The following is a 24,346-nucleotide window of genomic DNA, read 5'->3' as shown; positions in this document are numbered from 1 at the left end:
TACGACGTGGCTGTCCCGGAGAGCCAGTGGATTAGCGAAACCCGTCAATCGACCGGCCCTCTGTCCGGGGCACGGGCGGACGCGCGGGCCACCCGGCGGTTCGATTACGCTCAGGGGCATGGCCGACGCACCGTACAAGCTGATCCTCCTCCGCCACGGCGAGAGCGAGTGGAACGCGAAGAACCTGTTCACCGGCTGGGTGGACGTCAATCTCAACGAGAAGGGCGAGAAGGAGGCGGTCCGCGGCGGTGAGCTGCTCAAGGACGCCGGCCTGCTCCCCGACGTGGTCCACACGTCGCTCCAGAAGCGCGCGATCCGCACCGCGCAGCTCTCCCTGGAGGCCGCCGACCGCCACTGGATCCCGGTCCACCGCTCGTGGCGCCTGAACGAGCGCCACTACGGCGCACTCCAGGGCAAGGACAAGGCGCAGACGCTGGCCGAGTTCGGCGAGGAGCAGTTCATGCTCTGGCGCCGCTCGTACGACACCCCGCCGCCGCCGCTGGACCGCGACGCCGAGTACTCCCAGTTCGAGGACCCGCGCTACGCGACGCTCCCGCCGGAGCTGCGCCCGCAGACGGAGTGCCTCAAGGACGTCGTCGTCCGCATGCTCCCGTACTGGTTCGACGGCATCGTCCCGGACCTCCTGACGGGCAGGACGGTCCTGGTCGCGGCCCACGGCAACTCGCTGCGCGCCCTGGTCAAGCACCTGGACGGCATCTCGGACGAGGACATCGCGGGCCTGAACATCCCGACGGGCATCCCGCTGGCGTACGAACTGGACGCCGAGTTCAAGCCCGTGAAGCCGGGCGGCACGTACCTCGACCCGGACGCGGCGAAGGCGGCCATCGAGGCGGTCAAGAACCAGGGCAAGAAGAAGTAGCCCGCGTTTGCATGAGCTGAGCCCCCTGCCTGCGGGTTTTCCCGTCGGCAGGGGGCTCTTCGCTGTGCAGAGGGGTCTTCGCTGTGCGGGGGCGGGCCTTTAGACGTTGTGCGGGGCGGGCCTTTAGACGTTCACCACGCACGTGGTGGGAACCCAGCCCTTGAGGCCCCGGTAGCTAATGTAGTTCCACTGGTCGCTGCCCTGGCCGCACTTGTCGTACCACTGACGTGCCTTCTCGTTCTTGAGCTTGCACACGATCTTGCCCTTCGGCACGAGTCCGAGAGCAGTGCCGTTGACGCTCTTGGTCTTACGGATCTTGACGCTCTCCTGGGCCTTCTGCTTGTGGCACGCGGCGGCCGCGAAGCCTCCGCCGGAGGCGGCAGGTGAAGCAGACGAAGCAGCGACCGCGGGAGTCGAGGCGAAGACAGCACCGGTCAGTACTGCGGCACCCAGGACACTCGTGAGCTTTTTGCGCATGATTCCCCGTATCTGTGTGAGTGGGACGAGGACCACGCTAGGGAACCGCACCAACAGCTCGCCAACAGCCCTCGGTCACGGGCTGCCCGTGTCCGAGATCCCCTGGGCGAGCTCGCCCACCGCGTCCAGGATCCAGTGGCCGAAGGCGGTCGGGGCGATCAGGACGCCGAAGACAAGGACGACCGCCATGGTCATCCCCGTGTCGAGCTTGGTCCTGGGCGCCACGCGTCTGCGCAGCAGCACGATGATGACCACAGCCAGCAGAACCGCGAGGTCGATCGTCATCACCACTGGGCCGGTCCCCCCATCAGGCAAGAACGTTCCAGTTCCCCTGTGTAGCCCGAACCGTGTGATGGGGGCACTCAGTTGGGCGGGGTTGGCGGCAAAGCGCCCATCCGGGGCCGAATCGGCGGACTTGCCAACCGTCGAGGGCTACAGCTCTCTCTGCGCCTCGTACAGGTTCCGCGGGCGGACCGTATCCGTGGTCCCGTAGAGCTCGATTCGGGAGTGAAGGTCTCCGGAGAAGTCCGGTACGTCGATCTGGTCGAACTCGCGGACTTCGTTGATGCCCACCGTGGCGCTGTACGGGGCCAGGCCGTCGATCTTCATCAGGCCCGCGCGCTCGTTGGTGACGCGAATGTTCCAGTGCGTGAAGCGGGCTCCGAAGAGAGGGCCCGCGCTGGCGTCTCCCCCGTGGCGGCCGTTGTTGTCGACCGTGATGTCCGTGCGGACGTTCGCGAAGGGCATGCCTCTGTGACTGTCGAAGGTGCCCATCCCCATCTCGCCCCGGGACCAGACGTTGTAGGAGGACAGGCCCTCTACGTTGATGCCGTGGAGCTGGGTGCCCGAGGGCGCCGGGGTCGTGCGCCGGGCTATACGGAAGTCCTCGATCAGGTTGTCGTGCGAGCCCTCCCGGCAGAAGTACGGGTGGTGCGATCCCCGGCCGGTGACCCCTGTGCGGCGCAGGGTGCAGGCCGAGGCGCTCACCAGGCCGAAGCCGTTGTCCACGTGCCGGACCACGATGCCGTCCGCCCAGCAGTCGTACGTGCACTGGAACGTGACCCCGTTGTAGCCCTTGTCCAGGAGGTGGGGGGATTGGGGCGTCTCGACTGCTTCCAGCGTCAGCGCTTCGACTCCCGCGCCCGTCAGTGCTTTTACGTGTGTCGTCAGTCGCGGGTCCCACTCAGGGCGCACGTCCAGGGGGAGCGGGCGTTCCAGGGTGACCGTGCTCTTCTTTACTGAAGTGATCCGTACCGGCCACTCGTACGGGACGTACGACGTCAGCTTCGTCTTGTCGTCCCAGGTGTACGCCTCCGGGCCCTCGCCCCCGCCCGCCATGTGCTCCAGAAGTGTGTGGCCGGCCTCGTCCGCGAGGCGCAGGAGCACCAGGTCGCCCTTGTGGAGGCGGGAGGTGTCCGCGACCCTCAGGGTGCGGTCGCCTCGGCTCGCGGTGCCTGTGGTCGTGAGCGTTTCCCACTCGTCGCGCTTGTTTCCCGTCCAGCCCTCGAAGGGCCACGCCTTCGCCCTGATGGCCGTCGTCAGCGACTCCCAACGAGGCTGCGGGCAGAGCCAGATGAGGCCGCCGGCCCAGGACCAGCTCGACTTGTCGCCGCCGTAGCGGGAGCCGTAGGGGCCGATCAGTTGCGTGAGGTTCTTCGTCGCGTGGAGGGTGGTGCGGGCGCTTCCCGCCCCACGAAGCACCACGTTGTCGTGGGCTATGCGGATGATGTCGTCGATGCGGTACCTGCCGGGCGGGACGAGCACCGTGCCGCCGCCGCGCTCCCCCGCTTCGGCCAGGGCACGGTTGATCGCCGGGGCCGCGTCCTGCGTTCCGTCCGGCCTCGCTCCGTAGTCCCTTACGTTCGCGATCACCTTGGGGCGGGGGAGGCGGCGGATGCCGGAGCGGGCGCCCGCGCGGGCTACGTAGGGGATCTGGGGGTGCGTGTACGGGGTCGCCCTGAACTCCCGCCAGAGGGTGGGGGTTTCGGCCACCTCGCCTGCCCCCGTGTGCGCCTGTGCCGCCGCCCCGCCGGTCGCGGCGACCGCCGCCACGGCAATCGCGCCGCCGAGTACGCCACGTCTGCTGGGGTGTTCCGTGCCCATGCCCGTGCCCATGCCGCCGCCACCTTCCATGGATGTGAACGCCATTCATGTCTGCGATGGGCGCGAGCATGCCACGGGGACCCCGTACGGGGAAGGAGTCGTACTGAGAGTCGTACTAAGCCTCTTGGCTCTGTTAGCTCTGCGGCTCAGCCCCGCGGCCGGGTCAGGTGAGTGAACGCGTCCAGGTTGCGCGTGGACTCGCCCCGCGACACCCGCCACGCGTACTCCTTGCGGATCGCCGAGGCGAATCCCAGCTCCAGGAGCGTGTTGAAGGAGCCGTCCGCGTTCTCCAGGACCGAGCCGAGCAGGCGGTCAAGCTCGTCCGGGGTGACCGCCGCGAGCGGGAGCTTCGCGGTGAGGTAGATGTCGCCGAGGGAGTCGATCGCGTAACTCACGCCGTACAGGCGCAGGTTCCGCTCCAGGAGCCAGCGGTGCACCGCTTCGTGGTTCTCCTCGGGGTGCCGGATCACGAACGCCGTCAGCGACAGCGCGTGCTTGCCGAGCTTCACGGAGAGGGTCGTCGAGAGTTTGCGCGTGCCGGGCAGCTTCACCACGTACGAGCCCGGCTCCGGGCTCTCCCACTCCAGGTCCGCCTCTGTCAGCGTCCCCTCGATGATCTCCGCCGCGCCCGCCTCATCAGCCATGATGCGAGCGTACGCGACGCCGGTACTCATGCACGGCTGCCGTGTACACGTCCGCCGTGGCCGACGCGGCCGTGTCCCAGCCGAAGGATTCCGCGTGCCGGGCGGCCGCCTCGCCCATGCGGTCCACGAGGTGCGGGGTCTCGGCGAAATCGCGCAGCACGCGCGCGTAGTGGTCCGGTTCGTGGCCGTCGATCAAGAAGCCCGTCACCCCGTCGCGTACGGCGACCGGCAGACCGCCCACCGATGCCGCCAAGACCGGGGTGCCCGCCGCCTGGGCCTCTATGGCCACCAGGCCGAACGACTCGCTGTACGAAGGCATCACCAGGACCGAGGCCGCCCTGAACCAGTCCGCGAGCTGCTCCTGGCCCACCGGCGGCTGGAAGCGGACCACGTCCGCGATGCCCAGCCTCGCGGCCAGCTTCTGGAGCCCCTCCGGCTTCGCGAGGCCGCTGCCGCTCGGGCCGCCCACCACGGGGACGACGATGTTCGAGCGGAGCTCGGGGCGCTGGTCGAGGAGGACCGCGACCGCGCGGAGCAGGACGTCCGGCGCCTTCAGGGGCTGGATACGGCCCGCGAAGAGCGGGACCAGGGCGTCCTGCGGGAGGCCGAGGCGTTGGCGGGCCGCCGCGCGGCCGTCGGCGGGGCGGAAGCGGTCGAGGTTCACGCCGGGGTGGACGACGGCGACCTTGCCCGCGTCGGCTTCGTAGTGCCGTACGAGCTCGTCGGCCTCTTCGGAGGTGTTGGCGATCAGGCGGTCGGCCGCCCGCACGATCTGCGTCTCACCGATCACGCGCGCCGCGGGCTCCGGGGTGTCGCCCTCCGCGAGCGCCGCGTTCTTGACCTTGGCCATCGTGTGCATGGCGTGCACCAGCGGCACGCCCCAGCGCTCGGCGGCGAGCCAGCCGACATGGCCGCTGAGCCAGTAGTGGGAGTGGACCAGGTCGTAGTGGCCGGGGCGGTGGCCCGCCCACGCCTGCATCACGCCGTGCGTGAAGGCACAGAGCTGGGCGGGCAGCTCCTCCTTCGCCAGGCCTTCGTACGGCCCCGCGTCCACGTGGCGCACGAGGACGCCCGGGGAGAGTTCGACGGCCGGCGGCAGCGCGCCCGTCGTCGAGCGCGTGAAGATCTCCACCTCGATGTTGATGGCCGCGAGGCGCTTGGCCAGCTCCACGATGTAGACGTTCATGCCGCCCGCGTCGCCCGTGCCCGGCTGGTGCAGCGGGGACGTGTGCACGCTGAGCATGGCCACGCGGCGGGGGCGCCGGTGCGTGCCCGGGATCCGGAGCCTGCTCGGCGCTGCCGGCGAGCGACGGCCGAGCCTGGTCACGTACTGGCTCACGTGGCGGTCCTCCTTGTGCGCGCGCGGGCATGGCTTAAGGGAGGGCGTGCACGGTCCTCCAGAGGGAGAACACCGGAAGGCGCAACTCCATTTCCTCTTTGCCAAATCATTACCGGCCAACGCTCAACCGATGCCCTCGCGCGGCTCGGCGAGTACCCCGGCCGCCGCGGCGCATACCCTTTTGCCCATGGCCTCCCGCACTCCTTCCCGCCCCGTGGGAACGGTGACGCGCGGGACCACCAACCCCAACCGCCTGCGCCGCATGGACCGCTGGATCGCCGCCACGCACGGCGCCGAGCTGCGACGTTCCGCCGATCCCCTCGCCGTCGACCTCGGCTACGGGGCCGCCCCCTGGACGGCCGTCGAGCTGCTCCTGCGGCTCAGAACCGCGGCCCCGCACGCGCGCGTGGTCGGCGTCGAGATCGATCCGGCGCGGGTCGCGGCCGCGAAGCCGTACGAGAGGGAAGGGCTCTCCTTCCGGCACGGCGGCTTCGAGATCCCGCTGCTGGGCAGCCCCTCGCTGATCCGGGCCGCGAACGTGCTCCGGCAGTACGACGAGGAACAGGTCGCCGCCGTGTGGGAACGGCTGTGCGGGCGGCTCGCGCCGGGCGGGCTGCTCGTCGAGGGGACGTGCGACGAGATCGGGCGGCGGCACGTCTGGGTCGCGCTCGGGCCCGAGGGTCCGCGCACCGTGACCTTCGCGACCCGCCTCGGATCGCTCGACCGGCCGTCCGACCTCGCCGAACGCCTGCCCAAGGCGCTGATCCACCGGAACGTGCCGGGCGAGCCGGTGCACGCGTTCCTGCGCGACTTCGACCGCGCCTGGGCCGCCGCCGCTCCCTACGCCTCGTACGGCGCGCGGCAGCGGTGGATCAGGGCGGTGCGGGACCTGGCGGCGGACTGGCCGGTGGCGGACCGCCCCGCGCGGTGGCGGCAGGGCGAAGTGACGGTGCCGTGGGGAGCGTTGGCGCCACGCCAGGGGTGAACGCGCGGGGTGCCTACGGGTGAATTCGCGAGGCGGCACGGGGTGAACTCCGCGTGCGGCGCGCCGCGAAGGGAACGATCTACGAGTGCCGTTCGTCACATGGGGCGGTGGGGATCGGAGTTGCCGCCGCGCTCTGTCGCATTGCGCGTCGGCGTGGCACCATCCCCGGTGCACTCGTAAGTTACTGACGGTAAATCAGTTCTGGGGGAGGCGGACGTGACCGGCAAGCGGAGTTCGACTGTGGCTGGCCTGGCGCTGATCTGCGCGGCAGTGGTGCTGAGCGCACCGGGCGCGGCCTACGCGAGTCCGGCGAAGCCAACGCCCGGCAAGACCAAGTCCCTTGAGGACCTGCGCAAGGAGATCGAGAAGCTCTATCACGACGCGGGCGTCGCCACGGACGCGTACAACGCGGCGGAAGAGAAGAGCGAGAAGCAGTCCAAGCAGATCGTGAAGCTCGCCCGCTCCATCACCGACGGCCAGCGGAAGCTGGACAAGCTCAAGTCCCGCGCGGGCGCCGCCGCCCGCGCCCAGTACCGCAGCGGCGGGGTGTCGTCCGAGGCCCAGTTGATGCTGAGCGAGAACCCCCAGGAGTTCCTGGACGGCGCCGGGCGGATGCGGGAGGGCCAGAAGGCCACCAAGGGCATGATGACCGAGATGGAGCGGACGCAGGAAGACCTGCGGATCTACGCCAAGGACGCCACCGCCCAGTGGAAGAAGCTGGAAGCCAACCGCAAGGCGAAGGCCGAGTCGAAGAAGAAGATCAAGAAGAAGATCGCGGCCGCCGAGGAGATGGAGTCGAAGCTCGAGAAGAAGGAGCTCGAACGGCTCCGGAAGCTCGAGGAGGAGGCCCAGCTCAAGAAGCAGTCGGCGTGGGTGAGTTCGGGCGTCCTGAAGGACATCAAGGGCAAGGCGACCGGTCCGGGCGAGAAGGCCATCGAGTTCGCCACCGCGCAGATCGGCAAGCCGTACGTCTGGGGCGCGGAGGGCCCGTCCTCGTACGACTGCTCCGGACTCACGTCCAAGGCCTGGGCCGCGGCGGGCAAGGGCATTCCGCGTACGTCACAGGAGCAGTGGAAGCAGCTGCCGCGCGTCGACATCAAGAACATGCGCCCCGGCGACCTGATCATTTACCACGCGGACGCCAGCCACGTCGGGATGTACGTGGGCGACGGCGCCATCGTGCACGCGCCACGGCCGGGGCGTGATGTCACCGTCGCGGGCGCGGGATCGATGAAGATTCTCGGGGTCGTGCGGCCCGACAAGTGACCGCTCCCGTGCGGTGTGTCAGGTGAACGGCCGGTCTGTGCCGTACGTCATGTGACCCACCGCACCCTCGACCCGCCTCTCAACCCTTCCGGCGTGATGTTCGTCATCCCTGTCGGGGCCGGTCGTGCCCAATTGCGGTCCATGATGCGGCATATGACGGTGGCTGTTTTCCGTGCGCCATTCCAATCGGGCCTCGGCTAACGCTATGGTCCCCGTCGGTGGAGCGTTCGACCGTCGATCCACCATGCCCTCGGGGGGAGGGAAGGAAACCGAAGCCATGCCCGTACCCATACCGCGGCAGAGGGCGATCCCGGCCGCGGAAGGCGGTCAGGCTCACGCTCTGCCGACGCCGACGCCCGCACCCGTGCGGGCGCCCGCACCCGTACCCACGCCCGTAGAGACCGTAGAGCCGGCAGATGCCGTAGAGCCCGAACAGTCGTCCAGGAACACGGACCAGCAGGCGAGCGGCCCCGGCCTCAGCCTCCTGGTGATCGAGGACGACCCGGTGGGCTCCCTGAGCGTCCCCCAGATGCTCGACTCAGCGGGCAAGCCCATCAGGGTCCGCACCGCCCGCAACCTCACCGAGGCCGAGCGGCTGCTCACCGACGACGTGCACTGCATCCTGCTCGACCTGGCCCTGGCCGTCCCCGCCGCCACCCCCGAAGAGGAGGAGGACGAGCTCGCCACGCTCAAGCACGTCCTGCGCCTCGCACCCCGGCACGCCGTCCTCGCGCTCACCGCGAGCGGCGACACCGAGGGCGGCGCGGAGGCCGTGCGGGTCGGCGCCCAGGACTATCTCTTCCGTGACGAGCTGGACGGACGGCTCCTGAGCCGCGCCATCCGGTACGCCGTGGAGCGCAAGCGTGCGGACGCCGCCCAGCGCCAGCTGACGGAGTCGCGGCTTCGGGCCCAGGAGAACGCCCGTCTGGAGCGCGGCCTGCTGCCGACGCCGCTCCTGGACGGATCACCGCTGCGGTTCGCCGCGCGCTACCGCCCGGGGCGTTCACGGGCGCTGCTCGGCGGCGATTTCTACGACACGGTGCGCACCCCCGACGGTTCCGTGCACGTCATGATCGGCGATGTCTGCGGCCACGGCCCCGACGAGGCGGCGCTCGGTGTCGAGCTGCGCATCGCCTGGCGGACGCTGACCTTCGCGGGCCTGTGCGGCGACGAGCTGCTCAGCACGCTCCAGAAGGTCCTGGAGCACGAGCGCGCCGACGATGAGATCTTCGCGACGCTCTGCACGGTCGACATCGCCCCGGACGGCCGCCGGGCCGGGCTCTGCCTGGCGGGCCACCCGTCACCGCTGATCGCCCGCGACGGCCACCTCGCCGAGCTGCTGCCGTACGAGAACAACGGCCCGGCGCTCGGACTCCTGCCGAACGCCCGCTGGCCGCGCCGCCAGGTGGAGCTCGGCGGCAAGTGGAGCCTGATGCTCTACACGGACGGCCTGATCGAGGGGCGCATCGGCCAGGGCAACCAGCGTCTGGGCCAGGACGGCATGGTGGAGATGCTCCGCCGCCAGATCGCGGCGGGCCTGCGCGGCGACGAGCTGCTCGAGGCCGCGGTGAACGAGGTGCGTGAACTCAACGGCGGGGACCTGACGGACGACGTGGCCGTACTGCTCCTGGACCGCGACCGCTAGCCAGGGCTGACCGGTAGACAGGGCTGGTGGTCAGCGGCCGCCGTTGTACGGACCGTAAGGACCGTCGCTGCTCGAACCGCGGCGTCCGCCGCCGCCACCGCCGCCGGTGATCTGCCGCAGCGCGGGCCGCACGTCGACCATGTAGACGATGGTCGCGATGAGCCCGATGATCGGCAGGAACGACAGGATGTTGAAGATCAGGTTCACGATGAAGGCGAGCCCGAGGATGATCAGCCAGAACGGCTTGGTCTTCTTGTCCGCCGCTCGATAGGCGTCCTCACGACGGATCGCCGCGTCCACGAGCGCGAAGCCGCTGAAGACGATCAGCGCCAACGACAGCAGCCACATGAAGTTTGCGAACCCCTGCATCAGCACAACGTCCACCACCAGTCTCGGCTCTTGAGTACGCGGACACCGTACCCGCTACCCGGAGAACGGGCCGGGCACTTCGAGAGTGCCCGGCCCCTCCACATGACAACCGCCGTACCGCGCGCCTACTTGGCGGGCGGCGTGGTCTTCTTCGCCACCGGCTTGCGGGCGGCCGGGGCCTTCTTGGCGGCGGGCTTCTTCGCCGGAGCGGCGGCGGCCTTCGGCTCGGTCCCCGACTCTGCGGATGCCGACTTCTCCTCGGCGTCCGGCTCGACGGCCACGGCCAGCTCGGTGATCTCCTCGGCGGCCTCGCCGCGCCAGGTGCGCACGGCCTGCTCGCCGTGCTCGGCGACCTCTTCGTACTTCTCGCGCGCCTTCACGGCGTACTCGGCGGCGACGCCGACGGAGCTGAGGGCAAGGCCCTGAGCGCTCTCGGTCAGCTTCTTCAGGTCCGTGTCGAGGGTGCCGAACAGCTCGGTGACCCTGGCCTGGATGGTCTCCTGCGCCTCCTTGGCGCGGGCGACGGCCTTGTCCTGGACGGCCTTGGTGTCGGTGTTGCGCACGGCGTCGATACGGGCCGGCGCCTCGGCGATCAGCTGCTCGATGGCGCCCGGCACCTTCTTCGCCTGCTGGAACGCCAGGTCGGCGGTGCCGACGACGAAGTAGGCGGGGGTGGTGTCGGTGAGGGTGTTGCGCAGGTCGTCCTTGATGGCCATGGCGATGGTCCTCCCGGATTCGCGTCAGCTTGAGGGATGGTCCTTGGGGTCCTTCGGGCTGGCATCACTGCCGTCGGCCGTGCGGGGGCCGTCAGCGGTGGCGTCCACGTCATCTGCGTACGAGGCCTCGTCCACGTCCACGAACGACGCGTCGTCCGCGTACTCCGAGACCTCGAAGCCGTTCTCTCTTCTGAACGACTCATAGATCTGCAACAGGACCTGCTTCTGCCGCTCGTTGATGGAGGGGTCGGCGAGGATGACGGCGCGCGTCTCCAGCTCGTCCCGCTCCTTCTCGTCGAGGATCCCGGCCCGGACATAGAGCGTCTCGGCGGAGATCCGCAGCGCCTTGGCCACCTGTTGCAGCACTTCGGCACTCGGCTTGCGCAGGCCGCGCTCGATCTGGCTCAGATACGGATTGGACACCCCGGCGGCGTCGGCGAGCTGCCTCAGCGAGAGCTGCGCGTTGCGCCGCTGCTCACGCAGGTACTCACCGAGATTGCCGACGTTGAGTGATGCCATGCGTCGATAGTGCACGCTCCTTGCTAACTATTGCAAGCGCCTGCTTGCAAAAGTGCGCCACGCCACTATTCGCGACTACTCGCGGCTACTCGCGCGAAGCGTGGCTGGACCAAGCCCCTTCAGGATGGCTGGACTTGGTCGAAGAGGGTGAGGGCTTCCGTGGGGTCCGGGCTCACGAGGCGTTCCAGGCCGGCTGTCGTGATCTTGGCCCACCTGCCGGCCCGTGCCCACATCCGTTCCTCGAAGGCGCGGACGGCCTCGTCCAGATCTTCGGGGCCGGTGGCGATGGCCTCGGCGAGTTCGGCGCCTTCCAGCATCGCGAGGTTCGCGCCCGCGCCCAAGGGGGGCATCAGGTGGGCGGCGTCGCCCAGCAGCGTCACACCGGGGACGTGGGTCCAGGTGTGGGACACGGGCAGGACGTAGAGGGGGCGGTGGACGAACGCGGCGCCGTGGCGGAGGAGGTCGAGGACGGGAGCGGCCCAGCCGTCGAACAGAGCCAGCAGGCTCGATCGCACGGCCTCGGCGTCGGCCAGGTCCAGGTCCAGGTCCGTGTGCCAGTCCAGCGGTGCGCGGAACTGGGCGTACACCTTGGCGTGACCGCCGCTGTTGCGCTGGGCTACGAGAGCTCGGTTCACGCCGTACGCGGCTACGGAACCGTCGCCGATCAACCGGGCGAGGTCGGGGTGGCGGGTGTCGACGTCGTCGAGGGAGGTCTCGATCAAGGTGACGCCGGTGTAGTGCGGCGTCACCGACGAGACCGCCGGGCGGATCCGGGACCAGGCGCCGTCCGCGCCGACCACGAGGTCGAACACCTCCTGCCGCCCGTCCTCGAAATGGACCAGTACGCCATCCCGGGCCCCCGGCGCCACCTGCTTCACGCCCCGGCCCCACTGGACGTCTAGGGGGGCCAGGAGCAGGTCACGGAGTTGCCCGCGGTCGATCTCTGGATTTGCCCGGTCATCCGGACCGGGTCGCCAGTCACGCAGGACGGTTCCGTCCGTGTCCAGGATGCGCATGGCCTGCCCCTCGGGGCGGGACAGCGTCTGGAACTCCGCCAGCAGCCCCGCCTTGTCCAGCGCGAGCTGACCCAGCTCTTCGTGCAGGTCCAGCGTGCCGCCCGGGGGCCGGGCGTCGGGGGCGGGATCGCGTTCGAGGACGGTGACGGGGTGGCCGTGGCGGTGCAGGACGCGGGCGAAGGCGAGGCCGGCAGGGCCGCTCCCGACCACTGCGATTCGGTGTCTCATGCCGATACAGTGTATTGCTCATATACGCCGTATCGCAACGGTACGGTGTGAGCATGACTGTCTGGGACCGGCCGGAGCCGCCGAACCGCCCCGTGCCGCTCGACCGGGAGCGGATCGTCGCCGCCGCCATCGCGCTGGCCGACGAGGGCGGCCTTGAGGCAGTTTCGGTGCGCAAGGTCGCGGCCCGCCTGGACGCCGGTCCGATGCGGCTGTACCGGTACATCTCCACCAAGGAGGAGCTGTTCGACCTCATGGTGGACGAGGTCCAGGCCGAGACCTTCCCCGAGGAGCAGCCCGGTGACTGGCGGGAGGCCTTGCGCGTCCTCGCCCAGCTCACCAGGCAGTCCGCCCTCCGCCACGAATGGCTGGCCGACCTGCTCGGCGGTCGCCCGACCCTGGGTCCGAACGGCCTCGCCGTGACCGAGGCCACGCTGGCCGCCTTCGACGGCATCGCCGATGTCGACACCGTCATGCGCGCCGTGGACACGGTCAGCGCCTACTTCATCGGCGCGATCAGGCGCGAGATCGCGAACCTGCGGGCCGAGCGCGCCACGGGCCTGTCCCAGCACGACTGGCAGCGCGCCCACGGCCCGCACGTGACGAGGATGCTGGCCACCGGCCACTTCCCGGCGCTGGCCAAGGCCGTGTACGACGGCACGGACGTGGACGCCGAGACATCCTTCGCAACCGGCCTGGACTGGGTCCTCGACGCCGTGGCCATCAAACTCACCCGATAGCCGACGCCTGGCCGACCTGGCGCTCAGCCGCCGAGCCCCTGAGCCCCTGAGCCGACCGGGCCAGCCCTCCGGCCGTCCGGTCCTCCAACCCTCCAGCCCTCGCCCGTCGCCCCTCGATGACTTGATGCCACCTGGCGCCAGAGTGGGGCAGCCATCCGACCTGCGAGTTTACGGGCCGGAGCCAACCTGTGACGCCTACTGCGCCACACGTGACGCCAAAGATGACTCGACATGGCACCACTCGTGTGCCACTATGGCGTCACCGAAACGGAGCAAGGCCAAGCGATCGGGCCCGAGCCACCAGGTCCGAGCAATCAGAAGGAGCAGCCGCGATGTCTCTCGCCCTCACCAACCAGGACAAGGCCACCCTGCGGACCGCCGCGTACGGCGCCGTCTCGCTGCTTGCCGCCGCCGACGCCGCCGGCTCGCCCCACAAGGCCGCCACCCACGGCAGCATCGCCCTGGCCTCGGCGACCGGCCCGATCGGCCACGTGCTGGCCGGGAGCAGCAAGGACATCAAGCTGCACGGCAAGTCCGTCGCCGAGCTCGCCGACCACGTGCTGCCCGCCCTGACCGCCGCGATGGACCTGCTCGGCAAGCAGGACCCGGCCGAGGCCGACAACTTCCGCGGCACCGTCGTCGTCGCCCTCGAAGCGGCCGCCCGCCCCCACCGGGGTGCGCCGAGCCCCACCGTCGTCGAGATGACCCGCAAGATCACCAAGGCCCTCGACGCTGCGGCCCTCGACGCCGCCTGAGTGAGCCGTAGAGCCAACCGAGACAGCCAGGGAACAGCCTGGGGACAGCCAGGGAGGGGTCGGATCATGGAGACAGCACAGAGTCCGCGGGCGGCGGCACCCGGCGCCTTCACCGCCTTCGCCCGCTTCGTGCTCTGCGGCGGCGGGGTCGGAGTCGCCTCCAGCTTCGCCGTGGCGGCCCTCGCCTCCTGGATCCCCTGGGCCCTGGCCAACGCCCTGATCACCGTGGTCTCCACGCTCCTGGCCACCGAGTTGCACGCCCGCTTCACCTTCGGCGCGGGCGGGCGTGCGACCGGACGTCAGCACGCGCAGTCGGCCGGGTCCGCGGCGGCCGCGTACGCGGTGACCTGCCTGGCGATGCTGGTCCTACAGGAGCTGGTGGCGGCGCCCGGCGCGGTGCTCGAACAGGTCGTCTACCTGTCCGCCTCCGCCCTGGCCGGCGTCGCGCGGTTCGCCGTGCTGCGGCTCGTCGTCTTCGCCCGCACCCGCTCGCAGGCCACGGCCACCGCCCGTACCCCCCGCACCCTGCACCCCGTACACGCGCCCGTGGCCCCCGCCGAGCTCTGCCCCGCGGCCTGACCCCCGCCCCGCTTCTCCCGGCGGTCGGTAACGTTCCTCATGTGCCTGTGTCTCTCCCCGACCTCGTCCGCCTGCGCAAGGCCCGTGACCGGATGGACCGCGACTACGCGGAGCCCCTGGACGTCCCTGCGCTGGCCCGGGACGCCCTCATGTCGCCGGGGCACTTCTCGCGCAGCTTCCGCGCCGCCTACGGAGAGACGCCGTACAGCTACCTCATGACCCGCAGGATCGAGCGTGCCAAGGCGCTCCTGCGGCGCGGGGACCTGTCGGTGACGGATGTCTGCATGGCGGTCGGCTGTACGTCGCTCGGCTCTTTCAGCTCACGGTTCACCGAACTCGTCGGCGAGAGCCCGAGCGCGTACCGCGCCCGCGACCACGGTGACAGCGCCGACATCCCTGCCTGCATCACCAAGATCCGCACCCGTCCGATCAGGAACGGAGAAGCGAAACCCGACGCCGGTCCGTAGCGTCGTACGCATGGACATCAAACTCGCGCAGTGCTTCATCGCCGTCGACGACCACGACAAGGCGCTCGCCTTCTACCGCGACGCGCTCGGTCTCGAAGTACGCAATGACGTCGGCTTCGAGGGGATGCGCTGGGTGACGCTCGGCTCGCCCTCGCAGCCGGACGTCGAGATCGTCATCGAGCCGCCGCTCGCGGACCCGAACGCCACCGATGCCGACCGGCAGGCCGTGGCCGAGCTGATGGCCAAGGGCATGCTGCGCGGCGTCATCTTCCGCACGGACGACGTCGACGCCACGTTCGAGCGGGTCCGTTCCGCGGGCGGCGAGGTTCTTCAGGAGCCGATGGACCAGCCGTACGGCGTCCGCGACTGCGCCTTCCGCGACCCCGCCGGGAACATGCTGCGGATCAACCAGCCGCGCGAGAAGTAGGCGAGAAGGAGAGAGAGCCCCGGTTACGCCACCCATGCCCCGTCACGCATAAGAACCCTGCCGCTCAGCTCGTGCTCGCCGCGCCAGGCTCGCACCGTGCGCGGTGTCACGCGCAGGTAGACGAAGGGGTTCTCCTCCTTGCGCGGGTCCCAGCCGAACTTGGCGGCGAACCCGTCCGCGGCATCCTGCGGGACGTCCTGAGCCGGGAAGCACTCCGCCTCGCCCTGTACGAGCACCACATCGGCGGTGTCCGGCAGGGAGAGGCGTACCCGGGGTTCCTTCCGCACGTTGCGGACCGTCACGGAAGCCGCGCCGGTGCACATCCACAGAGCCAGGCCGTCCCACCGGAACCAAAGGGGCACCTGATGCGGCCCGTGCTCCGGATGGGCCGTCGACAGCCACAAGTCCCGTTCCCGGTCGAGGCGTTCCAGCGTCTCGCGCCTGCGCTCCGCGCTTTCACGACGAGCGGGCTCGGTGACCTGCGTGTTCTGCGTGTTCTGCGGGTTCTCCGTGTTCTGCATGATCGCCGACCCTAAGCCCCACCGAACGCCCGCCGGTAGTCCCCCGGTGACACCCCCACCTGCTTGAGGAAATGGTGACGGAGGTTGTTCGCCGTGCCGAGGCCGCTCAGTTCGGCGATCTTCTCGATCGGGGCGGCCGTCGATTCGAGGAGGCTCTGGGCGCGGGCCAGGCGCTGGTTCAGGAGCCACTGGAGCGGCGTCGTCCCGGTGGCGGCCTGGAGCCGGCGGTAGAGGGTGCGCGGGCTCATCGCCGCTCGGCGCGCCAAGTCGTCGACCGTCAGGGGGCGGTCGAGGCGGGCGCGCGCCCAGTCGAGTACGGGGCCGAGCCCCTCGTCGTCCGTCGGCGGAACGGAGAGGTCGATGAACTGGGCCTGGCCGCCAGGGCGGTGAGCGGGGACGACCATGCGGCGGGCCAGCTGGTTGGCCACGTGCGCGCCCAGGTCGCGGCGGACCAGATGGAGGCACAGGTCGAGGCCCGCGCTCACGCCCGCGCTGGTCAGGACGTCACCGTCATCCACGTACAGAACGGAGTCATCGACCTCCACCTTCGGATAGCGCGCGGCGAGTTGGGCCGTGTGCATCCAGTGCGCGGTGGCCCTGCGGCCGTCGAGCAGCCCCGCATCGGCGAGCGCGAAGGCGCCGGTGCACAGGGAGACCATGCGGGCTCCGGCGTCGTACGCGCGACGCAGCGCCGCCACCAGGCCCTCCGGCAGCGGGCGGCCCTCCTCCACGCAGGCGTCCGGCACGGACGTGACGATGACCGTGTCCGCCCCGACAATGTCGTCAAGGCCGTGCGGGGTACGCACCGTCAGACCGACCCCGGGGCCGGACCCACCCTCGCCCTCGCCCTCGTACGCGTTGCACAGCCGGAAGTCGTACCAGTGGTCCGACAGATCGGGCTGTGGCTTCCCGAACACCGTGCAGGGGATGCTCAGTTCGTACAGATCCCACGACGGGATCGCTATCTCCTCGGTCACGACCAAGGCCACGGAACCAGCGCTCATACGGTGAGACTAGGCCGCCCCGGGCCATGGCAGCGCGTGGCAGGAATTTGGTGGCCGCCGTCACCCCTGTCACTGTCCGGCGCCGCCGCCCGCTGCGAGCGTGGTCCATATGGAAGAGAACAAGACCCCCGTCACCATCATCGGCCTCGGCAACATGGGCACCGCCCTCGCCGCCACCCTCCTGGAGCACGGCCACCCCACCACCGTCTGGAACCGCTCCCCCGCCAAGGCCGAGCCCCTCGTCGCCCGGGGCGCCCGGCTCGCCGCCACTCCCGAAGAGGCCGTCGCCGCAAGCCCGTTGATCATCGCCTGCGTTCTCGACCACGACGCCTTGTACGCCGTCATGGACCCCACTGCCGGATCCCTCGCGGGCAAGGCCCTGGTGAACCTCACCTCGGGTTCCCCGGAGCAGTCCGACAAGGCGGCGGCGTGGGCCGCTTCCCTCGGGCTCGGCTATCTCGACGGGGCTATCATGACCACGCCGCCGGGGGTCGGGAACCCGGAGATGATGTTCCTCTACAGCGGCTCGGCCGAGGTGTTCGAGGCGCATCGCCCCACCCTCGCCGCCCTCGGCGATCCGCTGTACCTGGGCGCGGAACCCGGCCGCGCCTCCCTCTACGACGTCGCCCTGCTCGGCCTGATGTGGTCCACGTTCACCGGCTGGCTGCACGGCACGGCCCTGGTCGGCGCGGACGCGACCAAGGCCACCGACTTCACGCCCGTCGCCATCCGCTGGATGCGGCACGCGGTCGCCGGATTCCTGGAGACCTACGCGCCCCAGGTGGACGCCGGGCGCTATCCCGGCGACGACGCCACCGTAGACGTACAGATCACGACGATCGAACACCTCATCCACGCGGCGGCCGACCGCGGCATCGACAACGCCCTGCCGGAACTCCTGAAGGCCACCATGGAGCGGGCGCGTGCCGCCGGGCACGGCTCCGACAGCTACGCGAGCGTCATCGAGGTGCTCCGAGGGGAGCGGCGGGACCCGACCCGAGTGTGACCATTCGGCAACAAGAGGGCGGAGAACCGTGCACCCGGGCGCATGATGAAGCGTCGTCGTGTCCGGGTGTCACGGGTCCGCCCGGGCGTCACGGGTCTAGGGGGGACCGGATGAACAAGCCGCTGCGCCACATCGCCGTCTTCTGCGGGGTGCTCACGCTCGCGCTGCTCCTGCGCGCGACCTGGGTGCAGTTCGCCGAGGGCGAGTCGCTGGCGAAGCACGACAAGAACCGGCGTGTCCAGATCGAGGCCTTCTCCCACCCCCGTGGCGACATCATCGTCGGCGGCAAGCCGATCACCGGCTCGAAGGAAGTCAGCGGCACCGACTTCAAGTACCAGCGGGTCTTCAAGAACGGCCCCATGTACGCGCCGGTCACCGGCTATTTCTCGCAGGCCCAGGGCGCGACCTTCCTGGAGGGCGTCGAGAACGACGTGCTCAGCGGCGACGACGACCGCCTCTTCATCCGCCGCACCCTGGACATGCTGACCGGCGAGAAGCGCCAGGGCGGCGACGTCATTACGACCATCGACCCCAAGGCCCAACAGGCCGCCTACCAGGGCCTTGTGGACCTCAACGCCCGGGGCGCGGTCGTCGCGCTCGACCCGCGCTCCGGGAAGGTGCTCGCGCTGGCGAGCACCCCCTCGTACGACCCCTCCGTCTTCGCCGGGATCTCGGAGAAGGAGGGCAAGGAGTTCACGCGGCTCAGCAAGAACAAGGACAAGCCGCTCTCCAACCGTGCGCTCCGCGAGATCTACCCGCCCGGATCCACCTTCAAGATCCTCACCGCGGCGGCCGCCCTGGAGCACGGTGTGATCGACGACATCGACGACCGCACCGACGCCAAGGCCCCCTACAAACTGCCGCTCAGCTCGACGACGATCGGCAACGACGTCCCGGGCGCCCCCTGTGACAAGGCCTCGCTGAAGGTCGGCATGCAGTGGTCGTGCAACAACGTCTTCCTCGACACGGCGCTCAAGGTCGGCGACGACGACATGCGCGAGACGGCGGAGAAGTTCGGCTTCAACAAGCAGCAGTTCATCCCCGTGCGCGCGTCCGCGAGCAGCTACCCCGACGACCTCGACAAGCCGCAGACCGCCCTGACCGGCATGGGCCAGGGCAGCCTGACCAGTACACCGCTTCAGATGGCGATGGTCGCGGCGGGCCTCGCCAACGACGGCAAGGTGATGAAGCCGTACATGGTGGAGGAGCTGCGCGGCCCCGACCTCACGACGATCGAGAAGGGCAAGCCGCAGGAACTGAGCCAGGCCGTCTCCGAGGACACCGCGGGCAAGGTGCAGGAGATGATGGAGCACACCGTCGAGGAGGGCACGGCGAACAAGGCGCGGATCGACGGTGTCACGGTCGGCGGCAAGACCGGCACCGCCCAGCACGGCTCGAACGTCAACGACGAGCGGCCGTACGCCTGGTTCGTCTCGTACGCCAAGAATGACGACGGCTCTTCGCCGGTCGCGGTCGCGGTGTTCGTCGACCCGAAGGACATGGACATCCCGCGCTCGGAGATCGCCGGTGGCAAGCTCGGGGCGCCGATCGCGAAGGCGGTGATGGAGGCCGTGCTCGCCGACTGAGCCGCCCGTCAGCCTCCAGGAGCTGCCCCGCAAGCTGTGTCCGTCATCCCTCCAGGAGCCGCCCCGCCAGCCGTTCGATCCGCGCATGCCAGGCGGCGAGCGCCTCGCCAGTAGCCGCCTCGCCGTCGGCGCCCTCGAAGGGCCCGGTCTGCGTGAGGACGAGCCGCGTGCCGTACCCCGTCCCCTCGCCGAACTCCCAGCGCACCTCACCCTTGGGATGCACGGCGTACGTGAGCGACACCGGAGCCAGCAGCGCGGTGACAGGACCCGCGGAGACGCCGTCCGCCAGGAATCCGTCGGGAGCCGTGTCGCCCACCAACGGGACCTCACCCGCGCAGAGTTCGGCCCACACCGCGTCCGCGGGCCGCACCAGCTGACGTTCGAAACGGATGCCGTCGTCGGTGATCTGCCCGTGCCCGAGGTCGAACTGTTCCAGATACGCCTCGTGCAGCTCACCCGCGTCCGCGCTCACCTCGGCCTGCCCGCCGTCCAGGAACTGGCCGAGCGCCGAGATGCACAGCTGCCAGCCCGCGGCGAAGCTCGGGGCGCCGAAGCGGTCGCCGAAGGTGTGGACGAGGGTGAGGAGCGAGCCACGGCCGTCGGGACCGTCCGGGGTGATCTCCCAGCGCAGGTGGTCGTCGCCCCAGCTGAAGGCGAAGAGGCGTGGCTCTTCCGCGTCGGTGACCTCGCCGGTCATGCCGGGGCCCTGGTCGCCGGGGAAGTGGAAGCCCATCGCGCCGCCGGGCCGCAGCTCCAGGGTCACCTCGGAGGGGAACCACTGGGCGAGGTGCTCGGGCCGGGTGATCGCGGCCCAGACCGTGGCGGGCGGGTGCGCGAGGCGGCGCTCCATCCGCAGGACGCTGTGTCCGCCTTCCTCATCGGGGCTCAGGGTGTCGGAGTGCGGGTTCATGAGGAGTCACCGTCCATGCTCAGGAGGGGGTTCTTCAGGACTCGCCGTCCATGACGTCGAGGTGCCGTTCGAGGGCGTCGAGCCGGCCCGCCCAGAGGTGCCGGTAGTGCGCGAGCCACGCGTCGAGCTCGGCGAGGGGCTCGGGCCGCAGCTCGTACCAGCGGCGCTGCGCGTCCTGCCGCACCCGCACAAGGCCCGCGTCGCGCAGGACCCGCAGGTGCTTGGACGTGCCGGGCTGGCTCAGGCCGAGCCGCTCGGTGAGCTCACCGACCAGGTGGGGACGCTCTAGCAACAGATCGAGAATCTTCCGGCGGCTCGGCTCGGCGAGTACATCGAACGGTATGGGCACACTCCGAACATAACCCTGTGGCTATATACCCGCAACAGCATGCACCGGTGTCCGTATGCAGCTCACTCCTCCCAGGGCAGCGGCCTGCTGTGCAGCACGTCGAGCCGGGACACCGCCCTGGTCAGGACGACGTAGAGGCGGCTGGGCCCGCGGTGTTCCGCCTCCGCGATGGCGGCGGGCTCGACGGCCACGACGTGGTCGTACTCAAGACCCTTCGCCACGGACGCGGGCAGCACCGTCACGCGCGCGCCCAGGTCGTCCGGGCCCGCGCTCTCGATGCCGGCCTCGGTGAGGGCCGCGTGCAGCCGGGCGGTGTCGGTGTCGGCGGCGATGACGCCGATCGAGCCCTCGCGGGCGAGCGCGCCACGCACCGCGTCGACGGTGGCGGCGGCGATGTCGATGGCCCGCACCTCCCGGATCCTCAACTCACCGTCCGTACGCAGCGATCGAGCGGGCGGTACGTCGACGTCGAGCGAGGCGAGTACGCGGTTGGCCAGGCCCACGACGGCTTTCGGGACGCGGAAACCGATGGTCAGAGGGGTGACGGAGGCGTCGGGTTTGCCGAGGTGGGCGAGGAGTTCGGGCCAGCGGCGGGCGGCCCACGGGGTGGTGCCCTGGGCGAGGTCTCCGAGGACGGTGAGCGAGCCGAAGTCCGCGCGGCGGGCGATGGCGCGGGCCTCCATCGGGGAGAGGTCCTGGGCCTCGTCGACGACGATGTGGCCGTAGCCCTCGGGCCGTTCGAGCAGCCCGCCGATCTCGTCAAGGAGCACGACATCGGCGGCGGACCACTTCGCCGACTTGTACGAGCGCGGGGGCTTGGTCCAGCGGATCGCCCGCTGCTCGGCGGCGTCGAGGATGCCGTCGGCCGCGGCGGCGAGCGCTTCCGGGTCCGCGAGCAGGGCGGCGAGCACCTCCTCCGGCTTGACCCTCGGCCAGGCCTCGTCGACGAAGGCCGAGACGGAGCGGGCGCGGGAGATCTTCTGCAGCCAGGCGTTGTTCACGGCGCCCGCGCGGCGCTCGGCCTGCTCCTGGATGTGCCGGACGGCACGGGTGCGCACGCGTTCGCGGCCGACGGCGTACGCAGGCTCCTCGGCGCGCACGTCCGCGATGATCCGCTCCAGGTCGTCGAGCGCGACCCGCCAAGTGTACGAACCATCCGGCACCGCAAGGGAGTTGGTGGGCGGCGTGACGCGCGAGTAGAGCGCGCGGCGCAGGACGGCCGCCATCCGGGCGTCGTGCTTGACGCGCGCCGCTGCCTCGTCGCCCTGGGCCCGCACGGGTGTGGTGGCCCTGGCGATCTCGTCCGCGACGGTGGACTGGCGCACGCCGGTCTCGCCGAGGGAGGGGAGCACCTCGGCGATGTAGCGGAGGAAGGTGCGGTTGGGGCCGAGGATGAGGAGCCCGGCGCGCTGCACGCGCTGGGGGTGGGTGTAGAGGAGATAGGCGGCGCGGTGCAGGCCAACGGCGGTCTTGCCGGTGCCGGGCGCGCCTTGGACGCACACGGACGAGGCGAGTTCACCGCGCACGAGGTCGTCCTGCTCGGGCTGGATGGTGGCGGCGATGTCACGCATCGGGCCGACGCGGGGGCGCTCGATCTCACCGGCGAGGATGCGGCTGCTGGGGGCGGGTGAGGTGACCGGGGCGTCCGGTTCGCCGTCGGCCAGTGGCTCGTCCTCCAGGCCGGTGAGGTCGGCGGAGTCGCCCTTGCTGCCGGGGGCCCAGCCGAAGCGGCGGCGGACGGCGACTCCTTGGGGGTCTCGGGCTCCGGCCTGGTAGAAGGCGCGGGAGACGGGGGCGCGCCAGTCGACGACGAGGGGCGGGGACGAGGGGTGTTCGGTGACGCGGAGGCGGCCGATGTAGTAACTCTGCCCGCGGTGATCACCGGCTTCGACGGCTTCGGGCCCGTCGGCGGCGAAGTCGAGGCGGCCGAAGAAGAGGGGCGCTTCGGGGAGTTCGCGCATCGCTTTGGCGTGGCTGCGGAACTGGTAGCCGAGGACTTCGGCGTCTGCGCCGGACGCGGAGACGTCGGCTCCGTGGATTACCTGCTCCTCGGCGCCGTCGACCATGCGGTCGAGGGCGGTGCGGCACGTGTCGTGGTAGCGGCGTTCTTGGGCGAGGGCCGAGTCGAGTGGGGTCGTGTCAGGCGATGGCATACGACCAAGAATAATGTAACCGAGTTAAGTTAGTTACCGAGTTAAATTCGTAACCACGAATCACTGGTGCGGTAGGCTCCCGCCATGACGGACGAAGAAGCGGCCACGGGCACTGCCGCAGGCTCTGGCGGCAGCCCCGGCCTGCGCGAACGCAAGCGGCAGCGGATGTACGAGGCGGTCTCCGACGCGGCGATCGCGCTCTTCCTGGAGAAGGGCTTCGAGAAGGTGCCGGTGGCGGAGGTGGCGGCGGCCGCCGACATCTCGAAGCCGACCCTGTTCCGGTACTTCCCGACCAAGGAGGACCTGGTACTCCACCGGTTCGCCGACCACGTGGACGAGGCGGCACGGGTGGTGGCCGAGCGCCCCGCGAAGCGCTCTCCTCTGGACGCCCTGCAGCGCCACTTCCTCGACGGCCTGGAGCGCCAGGACCCGGTGACCGGCCTCTGCGACAACGTCCACGTACTCGCCTTCCACCGGCTGCTGTACGGGACGCCGTCACTGGTCGCGCGGCTGTACGCGTATCAGGAGCGGTCGGAGAGGGCGCTGGGCGAGGCGTTGAGCGAGCCGGGGGCAGCGGGGCCTCGGCCCGACGACGCCCTGGCCGCACGGCTGGCCGCGGGCCAGATCATCGCCGTACAGCGCATCCTCGCCCTGGAGAACTGGCGCCGGATGGACGCGGGCGAGAGCGCGGAAGCGGTGTGGCCGGAGGCGGTGACGGCGGCGAACCGGGCCTTCGGGCAGCTGCGGTCGGGGCTGGCGCGGTACGCCTGAGAGCCGATTGCCCTCACCGCCCGCCCCCCAAAAAAAACCGCCCCCTCGCCGCTCCTCACCGCTCCCCGACCAACACCGCCACCCCGTCGAGCACCCTCTCGATCCCGAACTCGAACTCCGTGTCCTCGGCGTCCGCGACGTCGAGGACCCCCGCCTCCAGGGTCCGCCGCAGCGCCGGAAACCGTTCGGGGTCGGTCGAGATCAGAGCGTCGATGGTGCGCGCGTACCGACGCATCGCCTCGTCCGGCTCCTGCCCCTTCGCCCTCATCGCCGCGTCCAGATCAGCCATGAGCGTGACCTCGTTCCGCACGAACCCGCCCACCAGCATGAGCACGGAGAGCTTCCACCCCTCCTCCAGGCCACAGTCGTCGAGCGCCGCGAGTCCCTGCTCCACCCACTCCAGATAGTGGGGCGAGGCGGGCGGTGACGTGATGGGGATGCGTACGAGCCACAGGTTGCGCCGGAAGACCTCGCGCTGGGCCCGCGCCCACCACTCCAGACGCGCCCGCCACCCGGTGATCCCGGCCGGCATCTCGGGCGGAGCCCCGGTCGCCGCGTCCTGCATGAGGACGTACAGCTCGTCCCTGGCGGAGACGTACCGGTAGAGGGACATCGGCGAGACGCCGAGCGCCTTGGCGACCCGCCCCATGGTGACCGCGCCGATCCCCTCCGAGGCCGCGATGGCGATGCCCGCGTCGACGATGCGATCGAGGCTCAGGCCGGGCTTGGGCCCTTTCGACGGCCGCTCGCGCAGCCCCCAGGCGGTTTCGAGGCTCGCGGAAAGCCCCGAGCCCTCCGCGCCGCCGCCCGCGCCCGCGCCTTCGCCTTCGCCTTCGCCTTCGCCTTCGCCGTCTGCCGCCATGATCCGCCTCCGCCTCCTCCTGAGCTGCCGTG

Annotated in this window: 27 protein-coding genes; 12 read left to right on the top strand and 15 right to left on the bottom strand. The window is 70.4% G+C overall.

Annotation, left to right across the window (positions count from 1 at the left end; genetic code table 11):
- Window positions 1–118 precede the first annotated feature (118 nt).
- Window positions 119–880 carry a phosphoglyceromutase gene (locus ACWGI2_RS28530; RefSeq protein ID WP_453698401.1) on the top strand — a complete coding sequence of 254 codons (762 nt, stop codon included), beginning with the start codon at window positions 119–121 and terminating at the stop codon, window positions 878–880.
- 123 nt (window positions 881–1,003) lie between these two features.
- On the opposite strand, the gene ACWGI2_RS28525 is transcribed toward ACWGI2_RS28530, so the two are convergent.
- The 5 genes from ACWGI2_RS28525 to mshA all read right to left on the bottom strand — a co-directional run bounded on the left by ACWGI2_RS28525 (window position 1,004) and on the right by mshA (window position 5,443).
- Window positions 1,004–1,357, bottom strand: a complete 354-nt coding sequence (locus tag ACWGI2_RS28525) for a hypothetical protein (RefSeq protein ID WP_453698400.1) — start codon at window positions 1,355–1,357, stop codon at window positions 1,004–1,006.
- Between the two features lie 75 nt (window positions 1,358–1,432).
- Window positions 1,433–1,642, bottom strand: coding sequence for a hypothetical protein (locus ACWGI2_RS28520; protein WP_202121222.1), 210 nt, complete (start codon window positions 1,640–1,642; stop codon window positions 1,433–1,435).
- A 147-nt stretch (window positions 1,643–1,789) separates the two neighbouring features.
- Entirely contained in the window at window positions 1,790–3,472 is a 1,683-nt protein-coding gene (locus ACWGI2_RS28515; protein WP_453698398.1) for a glycosyl hydrolase family 28-related protein, read from the bottom strand.
- Between the two features lie 134 nt (window positions 3,473–3,606).
- Window positions 3,607–4,104 carry a YbjN domain-containing protein gene (locus ACWGI2_RS28510; protein WP_453698396.1) on the bottom strand — a complete coding sequence of 166 codons (498 nt, stop codon included), beginning with the start codon at window positions 4,102–4,104 and terminating at the stop codon, window positions 3,607–3,609.
- Window positions 4,097–5,443: a D-inositol-3-phosphate glycosyltransferase gene (gene mshA, locus ACWGI2_RS28505; protein ID WP_453400751.1), complete on the bottom strand. Its 1,347-nt coding sequence runs from the start codon at window positions 5,441–5,443 to the stop codon at window positions 4,097–4,099. Before mshA ends, ACWGI2_RS28510 begins: the two co-directional genes overlap by 8 nt.
- A gap of 187 nt (window positions 5,444–5,630) precedes the next feature.
- On the opposite strand from mshA, the gene ACWGI2_RS28500 reads away from it, so the two are divergent.
- From ACWGI2_RS28500 to ACWGI2_RS28490, 3 genes are all read left to right on the top strand, one after another.
- Complete coding sequence (locus tag ACWGI2_RS28500) at window positions 5,631–6,428, top strand: class I SAM-dependent methyltransferase (protein WP_453698395.1); 798 nt, start codon at window positions 5,631–5,633, stop codon at window positions 6,426–6,428.
- A 216-nt stretch (window positions 6,429–6,644) separates the two neighbouring features.
- A complete protein-coding gene (locus ACWGI2_RS28495) occupies window positions 6,645–7,694 on the top strand; it encodes an NlpC/P60 family protein (RefSeq protein ID WP_453698394.1) in 1,050 nt (349 codons plus the stop codon).
- A gap of 277 nt (window positions 7,695–7,971) precedes the next feature.
- Window positions 7,972–9,339, top strand: a complete 1,368-nt coding sequence (locus ACWGI2_RS28490; RefSeq protein WP_453698392.1) for a SpoIIE family protein phosphatase — start codon at window positions 7,972–7,974, stop codon at window positions 9,337–9,339.
- A 30-nt stretch (window positions 9,340–9,369) separates the two neighbouring features.
- Here the strand turns inward: ACWGI2_RS28490 and ACWGI2_RS28485 are convergent, their stop codons facing one another.
- From ACWGI2_RS28485 to ACWGI2_RS28470, 4 genes are all read right to left on the bottom strand, one after another.
- Entirely contained in the window at window positions 9,370–9,708 is a 339-nt protein-coding gene (locus ACWGI2_RS28485) for a DUF2516 family protein (protein WP_160505813.1), read from the bottom strand.
- Between the two features lie 125 nt (window positions 9,709–9,833).
- Window positions 9,834–10,424, bottom strand: coding sequence for a hypothetical protein (locus ACWGI2_RS28480; RefSeq protein WP_453698390.1), 591 nt, complete (start codon window positions 10,422–10,424; stop codon window positions 9,834–9,836).
- A 24-nt stretch (window positions 10,425–10,448) separates the two neighbouring features.
- On the bottom strand, window positions 10,449–10,943 hold the full coding sequence (locus tag ACWGI2_RS28475; protein ID WP_453698389.1) for a helix-turn-helix domain-containing protein: 495 nt from the start codon (window positions 10,941–10,943) through the stop codon (window positions 10,449–10,451).
- Between the two features lie 119 nt (window positions 10,944–11,062).
- On the bottom strand, window positions 11,063–12,187 hold the full coding sequence (locus ACWGI2_RS28470; RefSeq protein WP_453698387.1) for an FAD-dependent oxidoreductase: 1,125 nt from the start codon (window positions 12,185–12,187) through the stop codon (window positions 11,063–11,065).
- Between the two features lie 53 nt (window positions 12,188–12,240).
- On the opposite strand from ACWGI2_RS28470, the gene ACWGI2_RS28465 reads away from it, so the two are divergent.
- From ACWGI2_RS28465 to ACWGI2_RS28445, 5 genes are all read left to right on the top strand, one after another.
- Complete coding sequence (locus ACWGI2_RS28465) at window positions 12,241–12,924, top strand: TetR/AcrR family transcriptional regulator (protein WP_453698385.1); 684 nt, start codon at window positions 12,241–12,243, stop codon at window positions 12,922–12,924.
- A gap of 332 nt (window positions 12,925–13,256) precedes the next feature.
- Complete coding sequence (locus tag ACWGI2_RS28460; RefSeq protein WP_453698383.1) at window positions 13,257–13,679, top strand: hypothetical protein; 423 nt, start codon at window positions 13,257–13,259, stop codon at window positions 13,677–13,679.
- A gap of 66 nt (window positions 13,680–13,745) precedes the next feature.
- Window positions 13,746–14,258 (top strand): hypothetical protein, encoded by a 513-nt coding sequence (locus tag ACWGI2_RS28455; protein WP_453698382.1) that lies wholly within the window; start codon window positions 13,746–13,748, stop codon window positions 14,256–14,258.
- Window positions 14,259–14,305: 47 nt separating this feature from the next.
- Window positions 14,306–14,725 (top strand): helix-turn-helix transcriptional regulator, encoded by a 420-nt coding sequence (locus tag ACWGI2_RS28450; protein ID WP_453400848.1) that lies wholly within the window; start codon window positions 14,306–14,308, stop codon window positions 14,723–14,725.
- 10 nt (window positions 14,726–14,735) lie between these two features.
- Window positions 14,736–15,152 (top strand): VOC family protein, encoded by a 417-nt coding sequence (locus ACWGI2_RS28445; protein WP_160505818.1) that lies wholly within the window; start codon window positions 14,736–14,738, stop codon window positions 15,150–15,152.
- Window positions 15,153–15,175: 23 nt separating this feature from the next.
- On the opposite strand, the gene ACWGI2_RS28440 is transcribed toward ACWGI2_RS28445, so the two are convergent.
- Window positions 15,176–15,673, bottom strand: a complete 498-nt coding sequence (locus tag ACWGI2_RS28440) for a pyridoxamine 5'-phosphate oxidase family protein (protein WP_453698381.1) — start codon at window positions 15,671–15,673, stop codon at window positions 15,176–15,178.
- A gap of 11 nt (window positions 15,674–15,684) precedes the next feature.
- The gene (locus tag ACWGI2_RS28435) at window positions 15,685–16,656 is read right to left on the bottom strand and encodes a GlxA family transcriptional regulator (RefSeq protein ID WP_453698876.1); all 972 of its coding nucleotides are present in this window, start codon (window positions 16,654–16,656) and stop codon (window positions 15,685–15,687) included.
- 130 nt (window positions 16,657–16,786) lie between these two features.
- On the opposite strand from ACWGI2_RS28435, the gene ACWGI2_RS28430 reads away from it, so the two are divergent.
- Both ACWGI2_RS28430 and ACWGI2_RS28425 read left to right on the top strand, forming a co-directional pair.
- Window positions 16,787–17,683 carry an NAD(P)-dependent oxidoreductase gene (locus ACWGI2_RS28430; protein ID WP_453698379.1) on the top strand — a complete coding sequence of 299 codons (897 nt, stop codon included), beginning with the start codon at window positions 16,787–16,789 and terminating at the stop codon, window positions 17,681–17,683.
- Window positions 17,684–17,793: 110 nt separating this feature from the next.
- Window positions 17,794–19,269 carry a peptidoglycan D,D-transpeptidase FtsI family protein gene (locus tag ACWGI2_RS28425; protein ID WP_453400764.1) on the top strand — a complete coding sequence of 492 codons (1,476 nt, stop codon included), beginning with the start codon at window positions 17,794–17,796 and terminating at the stop codon, window positions 19,267–19,269.
- A 43-nt stretch (window positions 19,270–19,312) separates the two neighbouring features.
- On the opposite strand, the gene ACWGI2_RS28420 is transcribed toward ACWGI2_RS28425, so the two are convergent.
- The 3 genes from ACWGI2_RS28420 to ACWGI2_RS28410 form a co-directional block, all read right to left on the bottom strand.
- Window positions 19,313–20,179, bottom strand: a complete 867-nt coding sequence (locus ACWGI2_RS28420) for an SRPBCC family protein (protein ID WP_453698378.1) — start codon at window positions 20,177–20,179, stop codon at window positions 19,313–19,315.
- A 34-nt stretch (window positions 20,180–20,213) separates the two neighbouring features.
- Window positions 20,214–20,528 (bottom strand): ArsR/SmtB family transcription factor, encoded by a 315-nt coding sequence (locus tag ACWGI2_RS28415; protein WP_453698376.1) that lies wholly within the window; start codon window positions 20,526–20,528, stop codon window positions 20,214–20,216.
- Between the two features lie 62 nt (window positions 20,529–20,590).
- A complete protein-coding gene (locus ACWGI2_RS28410) occupies window positions 20,591–22,681 on the bottom strand; it encodes a HelD family protein (RefSeq protein WP_453698375.1) in 2,091 nt (696 codons plus the stop codon).
- An 84-nt stretch (window positions 22,682–22,765) separates the two neighbouring features.
- On the opposite strand from ACWGI2_RS28410, the gene ACWGI2_RS28405 reads away from it, so the two are divergent.
- The gene (locus tag ACWGI2_RS28405; protein WP_453698373.1) at window positions 22,766–23,452 is read left to right on the top strand and encodes a TetR/AcrR family transcriptional regulator; all 687 of its coding nucleotides are present in this window, start codon (window positions 22,766–22,768) and stop codon (window positions 23,450–23,452) included.
- 55 nt (window positions 23,453–23,507) lie between these two features.
- Here ACWGI2_RS28405 and ACWGI2_RS28400 read toward each other — a convergent pair whose 3' ends face one another.
- A complete protein-coding gene (locus ACWGI2_RS28400; RefSeq protein ID WP_453698372.1) occupies window positions 23,508–24,314 on the bottom strand; it encodes a TetR/AcrR family transcriptional regulator in 807 nt (268 codons plus the stop codon).
- Between the last annotated feature and the right edge of the window lie 32 nt (window positions 24,315–24,346).

It is taken from the genome of Streptomyces sp. NPDC054866 (assembly GCF_053610745.1).
This window is presented reverse-complemented; position numbering and strand designations above follow the sequence as displayed.